13 protein-coding genes and 1 pseudogene are annotated in these 14,160 nt (G+C 64.2%); 8 read left to right on the forward strand and 6 right to left on the reverse strand.

From position 1 onward, the window contains the following. Positions 1 to 55: 55 nt before the first annotated feature. The 4 genes from AC1DYW_RS25700 to AC1DYW_RS25715 are packed head-to-tail and all read right to left on the reverse strand — an operon-like array spanning position 56 to position 4,179. The gene (locus tag AC1DYW_RS25700) at positions 56 to 925 is read right to left on the reverse strand and encodes a hypothetical protein (RefSeq protein WP_457151599.1); all 870 of its coding nucleotides are present in this window, start codon (positions 923 to 925) and stop codon (positions 56 to 58) included. After that, positions 906 to 2,324 carry a flagellar protein export ATPase FliI gene (gene fliI, locus AC1DYW_RS25705; RefSeq protein ID WP_457151600.1) on the reverse strand — a complete coding sequence of 473 codons (1,419 nt, stop codon included), beginning with the start codon at positions 2,322 to 2,324 and terminating at the stop codon, positions 906 to 908. The genes AC1DYW_RS25700 and fliI overlap by 20 nt, the downstream gene beginning before the upstream one ends. Positions 2,325 to 2,327: 3 nt before the next feature. Next, positions 2,328 to 3,050 (reverse strand): flagellar basal-body rod protein FlgF, encoded by a 723-nt coding sequence (gene flgF / locus AC1DYW_RS25710; protein WP_457151601.1) that lies wholly within the window; start codon positions 3,048 to 3,050, stop codon positions 2,328 to 2,330. Positions 3,051 to 3,057: 7 nt separating this feature from the next. Then, on the reverse strand, positions 3,058 to 4,179 hold the full coding sequence (locus AC1DYW_RS25715) for a DUF1217 domain-containing protein (protein ID WP_477228058.1): 1,122 nt from the start codon (positions 4,177 to 4,179) through the stop codon (positions 3,058 to 3,060). Positions 4,180 to 4,324: 145 nt separating this feature from the next. Between AC1DYW_RS25715 and motA the strand changes: the two genes are divergently transcribed. Genes motA through AC1DYW_RS25745 form a run of 6 tightly spaced genes read left to right on the forward strand, consistent with a single transcriptional unit; the run spans position 4,325 to position 9,164 of the window. Beyond that, a complete protein-coding gene (gene motA, locus AC1DYW_RS25720) occupies positions 4,325 to 5,200 on the forward strand; it encodes a flagellar motor stator protein MotA (RefSeq protein WP_095084502.1) in 876 nt (291 codons plus the stop codon). A 32-nt stretch (positions 5,201 to 5,232) separates the two neighbouring features. Continuing rightward, on the forward strand, positions 5,233 to 6,180 hold the full coding sequence (locus AC1DYW_RS25725) for a FliM/FliN family flagellar motor switch protein (RefSeq protein ID WP_477228059.1): 948 nt from the start codon (positions 5,233 to 5,235) through the stop codon (positions 6,178 to 6,180). A 17-nt stretch (positions 6,181 to 6,197) separates the two neighbouring features. Beyond that, positions 6,198 to 6,584, forward strand: coding sequence for a flagellar motor switch protein FliN (gene fliN / locus AC1DYW_RS25730; protein WP_457151604.1), 387 nt, complete (start codon positions 6,198 to 6,200; stop codon positions 6,582 to 6,584). A 43-nt stretch (positions 6,585 to 6,627) separates the two neighbouring features. Beyond that, positions 6,628 to 7,638 (forward strand): flagellar motor switch protein FliG, encoded by a 1,011-nt coding sequence (locus AC1DYW_RS25735; RefSeq protein ID WP_457151605.1) that lies wholly within the window; start codon positions 6,628 to 6,630, stop codon positions 7,636 to 7,638. A 9-nt stretch (positions 7,639 to 7,647) separates the two neighbouring features. Next, complete coding sequence (flhB, locus tag AC1DYW_RS25740) at positions 7,648 to 8,730, forward strand: flagellar biosynthesis protein FlhB (RefSeq protein WP_095084498.1); 1,083 nt, start codon at positions 7,648 to 7,650, stop codon at positions 8,728 to 8,730. After that, positions 8,727 to 9,164 carry a hypothetical protein gene (locus AC1DYW_RS25745; protein ID WP_457151606.1) on the forward strand — a complete coding sequence of 146 codons (438 nt, stop codon included), beginning with the start codon at positions 8,727 to 8,729 and terminating at the stop codon, positions 9,162 to 9,164. Before flhB ends, AC1DYW_RS25745 begins: the two co-directional genes overlap by 4 nt. A 46-nt stretch (positions 9,165 to 9,210) precedes the next feature. Here AC1DYW_RS25745 and AC1DYW_RS25750 read toward each other — a convergent pair whose 3' ends face one another. Together AC1DYW_RS25750 and AC1DYW_RS25755 are read right to left on the reverse strand one after the other, a co-directional pair. Beyond that, positions 9,211 to 9,981, reverse strand: coding sequence for a helix-turn-helix transcriptional regulator (locus AC1DYW_RS25750; RefSeq protein WP_457151607.1), 771 nt, complete (start codon positions 9,979 to 9,981; stop codon positions 9,211 to 9,213). Next, on the reverse strand, positions 9,978 to 10,688 hold the full coding sequence (locus AC1DYW_RS25755; RefSeq protein ID WP_477228060.1) for a helix-turn-helix transcriptional regulator: 711 nt from the start codon (positions 10,686 to 10,688) through the stop codon (positions 9,978 to 9,980). The genes AC1DYW_RS25750 and AC1DYW_RS25755 overlap by 4 nt, the downstream gene beginning before the upstream one ends. Before the next feature lie 535 nt (positions 10,689 to 11,223). On the opposite strand from AC1DYW_RS25755, the pseudogene AC1DYW_RS25760 reads away from it, so the two are divergent. Further along, positions 11,224 to 12,291, forward strand: a pseudogene (locus AC1DYW_RS25760) (M16 family metallopeptidase); the annotation flags it as partial. An 815-nt stretch (positions 12,292 to 13,106) separates the two neighbouring features. Then, positions 13,107 to 14,105, forward strand: coding sequence for a M16 family metallopeptidase (locus AC1DYW_RS25765; protein ID WP_477228094.1), 999 nt, complete (start codon positions 13,107 to 13,109; stop codon positions 14,103 to 14,105). Positions 14,106 to 14,160 lie beyond the last annotated feature (55 nt).

Below are 14,160 nucleotides of genomic sequence, written 5' to 3' on the forward strand. Positions count from 1 at the left end.
TAGGCCGCCAGTCTTGCGCGGACCTTGCGGATGACCGGACGCGCGAGACGGGGCGTTACCTGGAGAGTTCGATCACCTGGTCGGTGCTGGTGACCATGACCCATTTGCCGTTGCGCTGCTCGATGGAAGACACTTGGCTGGAGTCGGGCAATATCGAGCCCCGCTGGACCATCCATAGTCCGGCATCGTCCTCGATCATGGCGCGGCCGTTGGCGACATGAACCATGCGGAATTTCGCGGCGTCGGCCGGGAAGGGTTGCTCGTCGGGCGCAGGCGCGGGATTGGCGTCGTCCTGCACCGTTCCCGTGGCAAACAGATCGAGATTGGCCGCAGGAACGTCCTTTACCGTCAGCGGCGCGCTGCGTTCGGCGACCACGCCGCCGCCCGCCCGCCCCGAATTGGTGCCGGTGCCGCCGAACTTGATCGCCTGGACGCCAAACTGTTCCTGGTTGAAGAAGATGTACCAAGGAAACAGGGCGCAGATCAGCCCTAGTGTGAGGCCGAGCGCGGCAACAACGAAATCGCTGCGGCGGTCGGACTGTTTTTTCAGCCTGGGAAACTGTGCCTTTGGCGGCTGTGGCCATTCGGTGCGGGGGAACAGGCCGTCGATCAGCGACTCGCGGCTGGCTTGGGTCATCTCGCCAGCCTCCGCCTGGGGATCCCTGGGCAGAGCGAGCTCAGCAGCCTTGGACCGAACAGGCTCGGCTTTGGCAGCCCTCGGCAGGATTGGCTTGGCGGCCCTGGGCAGGATTGGCTTGGCGGCCCGGGCTAGAACAGCCTCGGCTTTCGCAGCTATGGCGCGGGCAGCCTTTGCCTTGGCAAATCTGGCTTCGTCAGCCCTGGCTTGTTCCGCAGCGTTGGCCTCCGCGATCATCTCGCGCAGGATACGCTCGGTGTACTGGCGTTCAGTCTCCTGCATCGGCATTCAGCTTACCCTTGAGGTGACGGGCGAGATCGGAGAACGGTTCGGCGGACGGACGGTCCTTGGGCGATTGCGTCAGCGCCTCGTAGATCAGCGGCACCTGGCGCACGGCAATATCGAGCTCGGCGTCGACGCCGCCCTGATAGGCGCCCAGCAAACGGATGTCGCGCGTGTCCTCGAAGCGGGCGATCATCGACTTCAGCCTCGTCACCAGCGCGCGCTGTTCGGCGCTCCAGGCCTTGCCGGCAAGACGCGATATGGACGACAGCGGATTGACCGGCGGATAGCGGCCCTGTTCGGCGATCGCACGGTCGAGCACGACATGGCCGTCAAGGATGCCACGCACGGAGTCGGCGACCGGGTCGTTGTGGTCGTCGCCGTCGACCAGCACGGAAATGATGGCGGTGATCGATCCCCTGCCTTCAACCCCGGGGCCTTCGGCGCCCGGTCCGGCGCGCTCGAGCAGCTTGGGCAGTTCGGTGAACACTGAAGCGGGATAGCCGCGGGCGACCGGCGGCTCGCCGGTTCCCGTCGCCACCTCGCGCAAGGCATGGGCGAAGCGGGTGATCGAATCCAGCACCAGAAGCACGCGGTGGCCCTGGTCGCGAAAATGCTCGGCGACGCGCATGGCGGTGTCGGGCGCACGCCGGCGCATCATGGCGCTCTCGTCGCTGGTGGCGACGACGGCGACGGTCTTGTCCATGCTGTCGCCGATCGTATCCTCGAGGAATTCACGGACTTCGCGGCCGCGTTCGCCGATCAGCGCCACGACGACGGTATCGAAGGCGTCGGCGCCGGCAAGCATGGCGAGCAGCGTCGACTTGCCGACGCCGGAGCCGGCGAAGATGCCGAGGCGCTGGCCGAAACAAAGCGGCGTGAAGATGTCGATGACCTTGACGCCGGTCATGAAGGCGGTGCCGACGCGCTGCCGGGCCATGGCGCCGGGCGTGGTCCGGGCGCCGCTCGGCGTGTCGTCACCCCTGACCAGTGAGGGGCCGGCATCGATCGCCCTGGTGAGCGCGTCGATGGTGCGGCCGCGCCACGAGGCATGCGGCGCCACCGCGAGCGGGCCGCGGCGGAACACGGCATCCCCGATGCCGGCATCGGCGCTGCGTTCGAAGGGTGCCACGACGACCTCGTCACGGCTGATCTTGACGATCTCGCCACGGCGTGCGCCGGCATGGCCGCGCTGTTCGACAATGTCGCCCAGCCTGGCGAAGTCGGAAAGGCCGCGCACCTTGTAGTGCGTGGACGTCACTTCGACGACGCGGCCGCCGCGCTTGAGCAGCGCTTCGGTGCCGGCGAAACGTCGCCATACCCGTTCCAGCGCGGCAAGCCGGTCTTCGGGAGCCGGCTGGAGCTGTCTTTCGGGTGCGCGCAGGGATGGCTGGTCGAGCGACATGGACTATTTCGAGCCGAGCGTCTTGATCGCCTCGTCGGTGGAGGAGTCGGTCTGCCGCATCAGGGCCGCGGTGTTTTCGAACGCGCGCTGCACCTGGATCAGCCGGGTGATCTCCAGCACCGGATTGACGTTGGATTCTTCGAGAAAACCCTGGGCGATGCCGGTATCGGAGCGATCGGTGACCGGCTCCGGCGTGCGCGCCGGAATGATCCCGGAATTGCCGTAGCGGACGAAATTCTCGCCGGGATCGAAATTGTAGAGGCCGATGGAGCCGACAAGCTGATCGTTCTGGCGCAGCGAACCGTCGGCCCCGGCCTTGGGCGGACCGTTGCGGGGGTCGAGCTGGATCGGGGTACCGCCGGCGTCGAGCACCGGGTGGCCCTCGATCGACATCAGTTCGCCATTCTCATTCATCGAAAAGCGCCCGTCGCGGGTCATGACGGTGCCGACCGGCGTATCGATGGCGAACCAGGCATCGCCCTGGACGGCGAAATCGAACGGATTTCCGGTCTCGGTCAAGGCGCCGTGCGCGCCGGAAAGATAGGTCTTGCCCGAAGACGCGAAGGATACCGACTTCGGCCCGGTGCCGGAGACGACATCCTCGAATTTCACGCCGGTAGCGCGAAAGCCGACCGTCGAGGCGTTGGCGACGTTGTCGGCGATCGTGTCGAGGCGGCGCTCGAGCGCGATCTGTGAGGAAAGGGCGACGTACAGGCTGTCCCGCATGATGGTCTCAGAACCTCAATTTCTGCATGGCCATCATCAGGTCGGTGGAGATGCCGACCGTGATCGGCTGGGCAAACAGCACGCTGGCCGAGCTGACCGCCGATGAGGTCGGGTTGTTTATCTCGTACATGCTGGTGAAGCGGGTCAGGAACTTGCCGAGCTTCTCGGGATCGGTGAAATCCGAGATGTCGAGTTTCTGCTCGAACAGCTGCGCCTGCTTGTCGATGTTGGCGGTGGCGAAGGAATCGGGCAGCCCGAGCGCGGTGCGCACGACGCTGGCAAGGGCAGTGTCGGCCAGCACGTCGTACCAACTGGTGATGATCGGTGCCTTGCGATCGAAATAGAGCGCCAGCCGTACGCCCTGGTTGGTGTTGCCGGCATCCTCTTCGAGCGTCTGGCGCATGTACTTGTCGACGGTCGGCTGCTGCGCCGAAACGATGGTGGTGGCGCTCGCGCCATTGGCTTCGAAATTGAAAGCCGAGGCGAGTGCTGCGTAGGTCTTGTCCGTCATCTTGTTGGCGACGCTGTCGGGGTCGCGGACGCCGCCCTGCAGAACCCGCTTGATGAGATCCTTGTCCTGCGTCGCCGCGTCGAGGCCGAATGACGCGAGGGCGTAGGTGTAGAGCCGGTTGTTCGACATCAGATCGTCGATCGACTTCACCTTGGTGATGTTGGCGAGATAATATGTCGTCTCGCCCTTCACATAGTCGGAGTTCGGATCGAGGCCGGCGATTGCCGCCTGCGTGGCGTAGTTCTTGGTCACCATCTGCTGCGTCTTGTTGTAGATGGTCGCATCGGCGCCGTTGGCGGCGAAGTTGAAGGCGCTGACGAACTCGGCGTAGCGCTTGTCGGTCAACTTGTTGGCAAAGCTGTTGGGATCGGAGACGCCTTCCTTCAACGCCTTGACCATGAAGGCCTTGGCGTAGTCCATGTTCTCGAGGCCGTAGGCCTTCATGGCATATTTGAACAACCGGTCATTTTTGACGAAATCGTCGATCGATTTCACCTTGGTGATGTTGGCGAGATAATATTTGGTATCGCGGTCAACGACGGGCTGCTGCTCGATCCTGTCGAGCGACTTCGAGATGTCCTTGGTGATGAGCTGGTAGCTGGTAAAGGTATTAAGCAAAGACGTGCCTCCGGCCGAAGCTATGCCGGCACAATACCCCCACTTCCTTGCGCGAAACTGAATCGGATCCGCGGCTTCGATTCAAGCCTCACACAAGGCACGAGGGCTATCCCTTGCTTCGATGTGAAATGCGGAAGGACCTGTTGTGGGCATTCTGATTGGACTGGTGGTAACGCTCGGCTGCGTGCTTGGCGGCTTCATGGCCATGGGCGGCCATCTTCATGTGCTGGTCCAGCCGTGGGAAGCCGTGGTCATCTGTGGCGCCGCGTTCGGCACGTTTCTGGTCGCCAATCCGATGAAGACGGTCAAGGATACCGGCAAGGCCATCCTCGAGGCGTTCAAGCAGGCGGTGCCGAAGGAACAGAACTACCTCGAAACGCTCGGCGTGCTGCACAGCCTGATGCGCGAGCTGCGCTCAAAATCGCGCAGCGAGGTCGAGGCGCATATCGACAATCCGGAGGAATCGGCGATCTTCCAGGCCTTTCCGACCGTGCTCAAGAACCACGATTTGATGAATTTCATCTGCGATTACTGCCGCATCATCATCATCGGCAATGCCCGCTCGCACGAGATCGAGGCGCTGATGGACGAGGAAATCCAGACCATCAAGTCCGACAAGATGAAGGCTTATCACGCGATGGTGGCGGTCGGCGACGGCCTGCCCGCGCTCGGCATCGTCGCCGCCGTGCTTGGCGTGGTCAAGGCGATGGGCGCGCTCGACCAGTCGCCTGAGATCCTCGGCGGCCTGATTGGCGCGGCCCTGGTTGGCACCTTCCTCGGCATCTTCCTTTCCTATGCGGTGGTCGGGCCGGTCGCCACCAAGATCAAGACCGTGCGCGAGAAGAACAACCGCCTCTACATCATCGTCAAGCAGACGCTGCTGGCCTACATGAACGGCGCACTGCCGCAGGTGGCGATCGAGTTTGGCCGCAAGACCATCTCGTCCTATGAGCGGCCAACGATCGACGCCGTCGAGCAGAGCACGATGAACACCGGCACCGCCGAGAAGAAGGCTGCCTGAACGATGCGCCAGAGATCGGTCCCAGCATTGTCATGACAAGCCCGGGAAGCCCCTCGGAAGCCCGCTCGCTGATTATCGAGCGCCTGGTCGGCGACAGCGGCGAGGCCGCCCAGGTCATCGGCACCGGCCGGGGCATGGCCGAGCGCGCCGCGCCGCTGCTGCAGAAGAGCCTGACCAGTGAGCTTGGCGTGCCGGTCACCGTCGATCTCAGGACCGTCGAGATCAGCCGCGTCGCGGAAGCGCGCTCGCATGCCGGCGATACGTTTGCCATGACCATCGTCGCATCAGCCACGTCGTCCGATGCCATGACCGTGGTGATCGATGCGCCGGCGATCGCAATCACGGTTTCTACGCTGTTCGGCGGTGACCCGGAGATGCCGGCATCGCCTATCGAGCGCGATCTGTCGCAGATCGAGGTCGATGTCTCGACCATGGTGTTCCAGCAGGTCGCACAGGCCCTGAACGGATCCGGACGGCGCTCGCTCGATCTGCGCCTGCCCGTGTCGCGGGCGATGTCGGGCACCGAAGCAAAACGGCACGTGCTGCGCGACGGCGCTGCAGTCCGCATCGTCTTTGGCATCTCGACGCCGGCCGATAGCGGCACCGTCACGGTGACGATGCCGCAGCGTATCGTGCTGGCCAGCCGCGATAGCGCCGCCGGTGTCAGCCAGGACGATCACAGCGCCAGCTGGCGCGCGCGCTTTTCGGAAGAAGTGATGCGATCGACGGTGGCACTAGAGGCCACCATGCCGCTTGCACGACTGACACTCGGCGACCTTGCCGATTTCGAAATCGGCAAGGTCATCGAATTCGAGGAAACGGCACAGTCGCAGGCGCGTCTCAGCGCGCGCGGCAAGACCCTGTTCGTATGCGAGTTCGGCAAACTGGGTCAGAATTACACCGTCCGAATCAGGCATCCCTACGATGCCGGGCAGGATTTTATCGACGGGCTGATGCCGGCTGCCGCCGGACGCGCCTGAGCATTTGGAGACGATTCATGGCCCAGACCAAGGCGGAAGCCGACCTCGACCAGCCCGACGAGCAGCTCGACCGCGCCATCGAAGAATTGCGCGGGGTCCTGCATGAAGAGGAACAGCGCCCGGACGCGGCGTTCAGAGCCGCTTCATCAGCCAATTCAAGCGTCATCATGAACATCCCCGTCGATGTCCAGATCATCCTCGGCAGCACCGAGATGCCGGTCTCCGACCTGATGGCGCTGCAGAAAGGTTCGACGGTGGGGCTCAACCGGCGCATCGGCGAACCTGTCGACGTCGTGGTCAACGGCCGCAAGATCGCACGCGGCGAGATCACCGTGCTGGAAAGCGATCCGTCGCGCTTCGGCATCAGGCTGACCGAAATCATCGCCGGCACGAAGGGCGCCTAGACATGGATTGCGGGGCTTGCCGGTGGCAGCGGAGGCGAGAGGCATGACGACGCCGGTGACCTTGACCCGAGCGCAGAAGGCGGCCGCCATACTGGTGGCGATGGGCAAACCGTCGGCCAGCCGTCTCTTGAAATTCTTCAAGCAGGAAGAATTGAAGGCGCTGATCGAGGGCGCCCGGCTGCTGCGGACCATTCCGCAAAGCGATCTAGAGCGCATCGTCGCCGAGTTCGAGGCCGAGTTCACCGAAGGGGCGGGACTGCTCGATTCGGCCGACAGGATGGACACAATCCTCAATGAATCGCTCTCGCCCGAAGAGATGAGCGCGATCATGGGCGACAAGAAATTCGAGGTCGCGCCGGAAGCCCCGCTGCCGATCTGGCCCGAGCTCGAAAAGCTCGAACCGGCGCGGCTTGGCGCCTTCCTGGCCGGCGAACATCCGCAGACCGCGGCCATGGTGCTGTCGAAGCTGGCGCCGCAAGCGGCGGCGAGCGTGCTCCTGACGCTAACCAAGCCGACGCGCGGCGAAATCATCAAGCGCATGGTGACGATGGCTAATGTTCCGGACGCTGCCACCAGGATCGTCGAAAACCGGCTGCGCAGCAGCGTGCTGACGGAAACCTCGACCAAGGACACTTCGGCCGGGCAGGCGCGCGTCGCCAGTGTTCTCAACGAACTGGACAAGCCGCTGCTCGAGGAGGTCATGCAGGACCTGGAGGCCGCCGGCACGCCCGATCTCGACGGCGTCCGCGCTCGCCTGTTCGCCTTCGACGATTTGCCGCTGCTGACCCAGAAAGCGCGGGTGCTGCTGTTCGACGGGCTGTCGACCGAACTGGTCACGCTGGCCTTGCGCGGCACTTCGGCCGCGCTTGCCGAGGCGGCGCTGTCGGCGATCGGCGCGCGGTCGCGGCGCATGATCGAAGCCGAGCTCGGACAAGGGTCGGAGGGCGTTGCCCTTGCCGACATCATGGCAGCGCGCAAGTCGATCGTGTCAACGACGATCCGGCTGTCGCGCGAAGGCGCCTTCGAACTTCCCTCGACCCAGAACGCCGCCTAAGACCGCGACATGGCTGACGCGGTCGACAAGGATTCTAAAACCGAAGAGGCGACGGAAAAGAAGATCCGCGACACCATCGAACAGGGCAAGCTGCCCCATTCGCGGGAGACGGCGCTGCTGGCATCCTTCGTCGCCATACTGGTGTTCACCGTCTTCTACGCCAAGGACGCCATCATCGATCTCGGCATGTTTCTGTCGATGTTCCTGGAGAAGCCGGAAGCCTGGCCGATGGACACCGAGACCGACGTCATCGCACTCTACAAGATCGTCCTCCTGGAGGTGGGCCGCGCCATCGTCAGCCTGCTGGTGCTGTTGAGCGTTGCCGGTGTCGGCGCCTCGGTGTTCCAGAACATGCCGCAATTCGTCGGCGAGCGGATCCGGCCGCAACTCTCGCGCATCTCGATTGCCAAGGGCTGGAACAGGCTGTTCGGCATTCAGGGTTGGGTCGAGTTCCTGAAGTCTCTCGGCAAGGTCGGTTTCGCCATCGTCGTGCTGAGCTTCACGCTGTCGGAAGACCACCGTAAGCTGCTCGCCGGCATGATTACCAATCCGGTTGCGTTCGGCCTCGTCATCCGTGGCATCGCCGTCGACATCCTGGTGGCGATCGTTTTCGTCATGGGGCTGATCGCGGCGGTCGACATCGTCTGGTCGCGCTTCCACTGGAAGCAGGACCTGCGCATGAGCAAGCAGGAGGTCAAGGACGAGTTCAAGCAGTCCGAGGGTGACCCGATCGTCAAGTCGCGGCTGCGCTCGCTGGCGCGCGACCGGGCGCGCAAACGGATGATGACGGCGGTGCCGCGCGCGACGCTGATCATCGCCAACCCGACCCACTTCTCGATTGCGCTGAAATATGTGCGCGACGAAGATTCGGCGCCGATCGTACTGGCCAAGGGGCAGGATCTGGTGGCGCTGAAAATCCGCGAGATCGCGCGGGAACACAACATCCCGATCTTCGAGGACGTGGCGCTCGCCCGCTCCATGTACAAGCAAGTTTCGGTCGATAATGTGATCCCGTCGCAATTCTATCAGGCCGTCGCCGAACTGGTGCGGGTCGTCTACTCGAAAAAGGCTGAGCGCAGACAGATTTCATGAACCGGCAACCGCACGCAAACTCCCGCGAGATCATCGTCGCCAGCGCCATCGAGCAAGTGGTGGGGGAACTCCGGCTGATCGATGTCGCCGACTACATCGCCTTCATCCGGCTGGAGCATTTCGCGTGCCTGTCGGATCTGGTCGATTCGGCGGTGGAGCTGTTTTTCATGCCGGGTACGCTGCGGCTCGGCCATGGCGGCGAGGCGCATGTCGACTGGAGCGGCAGCCCGCGCATCGTGCTCGATCTGGAGCTGAGGCCGCCGGGTGTCACCGTCTATTTCCAGCTGACGCTGAGCGAGCACGGTGCTTCCGTGGTGGTCAACTATGTCTCGTTCGAGAAGCCGGGCGAAGACCCTGAGCACAACACGGCCCTGCTCGAGGCGGTGATCGAACAAGCGCGCATCCGCAGGGTCGAGCCGCTGGCCTTTCGCTGAACATCGGCCGCTTCCGAGCTGCGGCTGAAAGACCCACGAATTTGCCCTATTCGATAAGCCCCAGCCGCAACGCCTTGGCCACCGCCTGGTTGCGGTTGACCGCGTTGAGCTTCTGGGTGGATTGGGTCAGGTACTGGTTGGCGGTGTGCACCGAAAGCTTCAGCAGCCGCGCGATCTCCTCGCTGGTGTTGCCATTGGCGGTCAGCTTCAGGCATTCGAGCTCGCGCTTGGAAATCGCGCGCATGCGGCCGGTATCGCTTGGGCGCATGAGGGCGACAGCGGCAAACAGCGAAAAGCAGCGGGCATGGATCTCGTAGAGCGCGTCCTGCGGCAGGACGATCTCGGACCCCAGGAAGACGACAAGGCCGCATTGCCCACGCTCGGCATGGACGGGGAAGGCGATGCCGCTCGTGCCAGGCGCCAGCGGTGCCATCTGCTCGGTCCAGGCGAGATTGCCGAACGTCTCCGCCATGGCGGCGATGCCGTCGTCGGTCCACCAGCGCGGTTCCGTCGAGTTGCGGGTGTGGCGCACGATTTCCTCGCCATTGGCACCTGAAATGAACTTGGTCGCCACCGCAACGCCGGGATAGTCGGAATCGAGGCAAGGCACGAGCCGTGCCCGTTCGGCCGACGGGCTGACGAAGAACAGGCCGAAGGCCGAGGCGTTGATGTCGACAGCGATCCATCGGCAGCGGCGCACGGCGTCTGGAATGGTGACGGCGTGATGGGTCTCGGAGCCGAGCGAGAAGGCGCCGAACGGGTTGCGCTGCTCGTTGAAAAGGGCTTCGGCAGCCTCCTTGATATCGGCCTGTTTCAAATGATGCCGCTCCTGATCGCCGTGGCGATGGCCATCGCGCGGTTGCTGGCCGCGAATTTCTGGATGGCGTGGGTGATGTAGCTGTTGACGGTGTTGGAGGAGACGCCAAGGATGACGGCGACCTCGTCGGTGGTCTTGCCTTCGGAGACCCAGAACAGGCATTCGCGCTCGCGGTCCGACAGCGGATCCTGCATGGCGGCGGCGGCAATCAGCTGCGGGATGTGCGAGAGCGCGTAGCAGCATTTCAGCTGCGCCCTCATCAGCGCCGGCTGGTCGATGCTACCGGCAGTCGCTGCCGAGAACAGAGCGAACAGGCGCTGCCGGCCGACATTCAGCTTGAGCGAATAGACCTCGGCGTGACCGAGCACATCGAGAAGGCGGGCCTCCTCGCCCGTGATCAACCCGTCCGTCTCGGGCGCCTGCGACGCCACCAGCGGTCTCGGGCGGATGCCGGGCGCAACGGTGAGCGCGCCTTGTGCAAGCCCGGCGATCAGCCGCTTGCCGATCAGTTCGATGGCGTCGAAAATCCAGTTGGACGAAACGATGCGAGCATCGTTGCGGTCCTGGTCGTGGACAATGGCAACCAGCATGTAGCTGTCGGCGCCGATCTCGGCGGTCAGCTGCATGAAAAAGCTTGTGAGATCACCGCGCGACGTCAGGCGCGAGCCCAATGTATCGGATTGAAGAAGCGCGGCGGGACTGCTCATTCTTGTTGCTTTTGGCCGGAATCGTTTCTGCTGTCCGGATGCTGGGTGCCAGCCGCCGAACCTGAATACGCATTACTTTGACGAAGACACACGCTTGGCGCAGGGCTGCGCCAACCAGATCCGAATCCATTCAGGGAACGCGAAGCCGTCCGCGTCTGGTGCCGGAAAACTCCGGAGCAAGAGACTTTGGGTGGTTGCCGCGCCCCCCAAGGACCGGCTGATTCGGGTCTAATCTACCCGCAGTTGAATCTGACATCAAACGCGATTTGACAAAATCGAATCCGATGGACGCGCATGCGACTCAGAGGCGGACTCCCAAGCCCTTTCACCACCCTGGGTCACAGAAACGCCGACACGAAAAAGCCAGACGTTGTTGTTAAGTTGGCATATCGAGGGCCGATCGATTCCGATAGGTTTCCGCTGACCAGCAGGGATGGGCGTCCCTTCGGTCGGGCTGGGCGAGATGGGCAGCGCTTGTTCGCGGCCATCGGCATGGGGGGTGATCATGAAGCGGGTTTTCCTGGCGTTCACGGTGATGCTTGCGATCTTGATCGGTGCGTGGGCGGTAGCCCCCGCACAGGCCGAGCCTGTTGTCACCTATGCGCTCGACAACGGGCTGCAGGTGGTGCTGGTGCCTGACCATCGGGCGCCGAAGGTGGTGATGAACCTGCGTTACCGCGTCGGTTCGATGAATGAACCCGCCGGCCGCTCAGGTTTCGCGCATCTGTTCGAGCACCTGATGTTTTCCGGCACGCCGGCCTGGCCGAACGTGTTCGGCGCCCATGCCGCGCTCGGCAACGAAATCAATGCCTGGACCACCGAGGATGGCACCGTTTTCTATGTCGACGGGCTGTCGTCGTCGCTGCCGATGATCCTGTCGCTGGAAGCCGACCGCATGGCCAATCTCGGCCGCTCGGTAACGCAGGCCAAGCTCGACCTGCAGCGCTCGGTGGTCAAGAACGAGATGCGCCAGAACGTGCTGGACAAGGCCGGCGCATCCGGCTGGGAGGCCTTCTGGTCAGGGCTGTTCCCGAAACCGCATCCCTACAGCCGCATGGTCATCGGCTCGGTAGCCGACCTCGATGCGGCGACACTGGACGACGTGCGCGGTTTCTTCAACACCTATTATTTGCCCAACAATGCGGTGCTGGTGCTGGTAGGCGACCTCAAGGTCGATGACACCAAGGCGCTGATTGCCGACACGTTCGGCCGGGTGCCGCGCGGTGCCGATGTGGCGCGGCCAGCAGTGCCCGAGCCGACGCAGGCGCGACTGAAACTGGTGCTCGAGGACCGTGTGCCGAGCCCCGTCGTCGTGGTCGGCTTCAGCGGCCCGGCGGCGCAATCGCCAGACAATGGCGCGCTCAGCATCGCCGCCGAACTGCTCGGCAATGGCGAATACGGTTTCCTGCGCAATCGCCTCGTCTCGGAACAAGGCGTCGCCACCTATGCCAGTGCAAGCTGGACGGGCGGTTTGCTTGGCGGCCGCTTCACCTTCGAGGCCGGCGCGGCGGCAGGCGTGACGCCCGGAGCGCTCGAAAGCGCGATGAAAGCTGCTTTCGCGGATTTCCAGAAGATGCCGCTTGATGCGGCCGATGTCGAACGCGCGCGCAACGGGATATTGCTGGCCACGCGGCTCGGCAGCGAAGCGCTGAAGGATCGCGCCGGCACGGTTTCCTACAACGCCGACATTCTCGGCGACGCGCAAAGCGCGCTGGTCGACGATCCGCGCGTCAAGAACGCCAGCGTCGCTGATGTCGAAGCAACGATGAAGCGGCTGCTGAGGCCGGAAGATGCAAGCGTGCTGGTGTTGAAGCCGGGTCCGCGCGGCGGCTACCCCGACGCGCTGATCGGATCGTCCGGCACGCCGCAGCCGTTCACGGCGCCGGAGCGGGCAGCGATCGATATTCCGAAGCACCAGGCTGGCGAGGCGCCTTCGGCGGTGTTGCCCGCCATGGAAACGGCGACGCTGTCGAACGGCATCAAGCTCGTCCACTACACCATGCCGGAAGCGCCGATGGTCTATGTGGCGGCCAGCGCCGACGGCGGCTGGAACAGTGTGCCGGAAGGCAAGGAAGGGCTGCTCGAGCTTGCCGCAAGCATGGCAACGCGTGGCGCCGGCGAGCGCGGCTCGGCCGACTTCGCCAAGGCGACCAGCGATATCGGTGCCAGCGTCGGCTACCAGGCCGGATACCTGACCACCGCGATGACGCTCGGCGTGCCGCCGGAAAAACTGGACCAAGGTGTCGGTCTGCTTGCCGGTGCGGTGCTGAAGCCGCGTTTCGACAAAGCCGACTGGAGCGTGCTGATGGCGCAGACCGTCGATTGGCTCAATGGCCGCGAGGCGGACCTGCCGGGCGTTGCCGGCCGCGCGGCCAAGGCGGCGCTTATTCCACAGGTGCCTGACAAGGCTGCGATCGACTGGTCGGCCAAGGCGCTGGCCTCGATCTCGCTCGACGATGCCAGGGCCGCCTTCAAGACGGAGTTCACGCCGAAGGCAGTGACGTTCTACAGCGTCGGTCCGATGCCGGTCGCGACGGTGGCGGCAAGCCTCGAAAAGGCGCGTTCGGCACGTGGGCGGATAACGCCGCCGGCTATGCGGTCGAGCCATCGCCTGGGGCGCATTTCAATGGCGGCCAGAAAGTGCTGCTGGTGCCCGAGCCCGGCGCCAGCCAGTCGGCGCTGTTCGTGGCGCGGCCGGCGCCCGGCACCGACGAGGGCGAGCGCGCGGAATCGACCGCGGTCGCCAATCTGCTCGGCGACGATTTCTCCAGCCGACTGAACTCGGTGATCCGCGAGGAGAAGGGCTATTCCTATGGCGTGTCGAGCTATCTCTTGAGCCCGATGAAAGTCGGGTCCGGGCTGGTGGTGGCAACCACCGTCGAGCGGGCCAACACCGGTCCGGCGATCACCGAGATCCTGAAAGGCTTTGCCGGCCTGACCACCTTGCCGGTGGCGCAGGACGAGGTCGACCGCACGGTCACGGTCTATCGCCGGGCGCTGGCCGGATCGGCGGAGACTTCGGCCGGCCTGTTCGGTTCGCTGATCGGTGCCGTCGGCTCCGGTTCGACGCTGGAGGACCAGCAGAGCCGGATGACGGCGCGCACCCAGCTGACGCTCGGTGCGGTGCAGAAGCAGGCGCTGGCACTGTCTTCGCTCGATCGATCGCTGATCGTGGTGGCGGGCGACCCGGATGTGGTGATGCCGCAGCTTGCCGCGATCGGCCTTAGGAATGTCGAGATCGTCAAGCGCGACGAGGAAGGCGAGCAGACGGCGATGCGGGCGCTTGACCTTCTCGGCGGCAAGCAGCAAGCGCCGCTGTCCGCCTCGCCATGGCGGGTCGGCGACGGCGGCACGACGCGGGCGGTGCATTCCTGTGCTTCGGCCAAGGATTGCGGTGCGCAAATCCACGCCGATTGATCGGTTCAATGCGTGGCCGCCGGCCGCGCGCAAATCTTGGCACTGTTGGTTTCGG

It is taken from the genome of Mesorhizobium sp. P2_D5, from assembly GCF_056404355.1.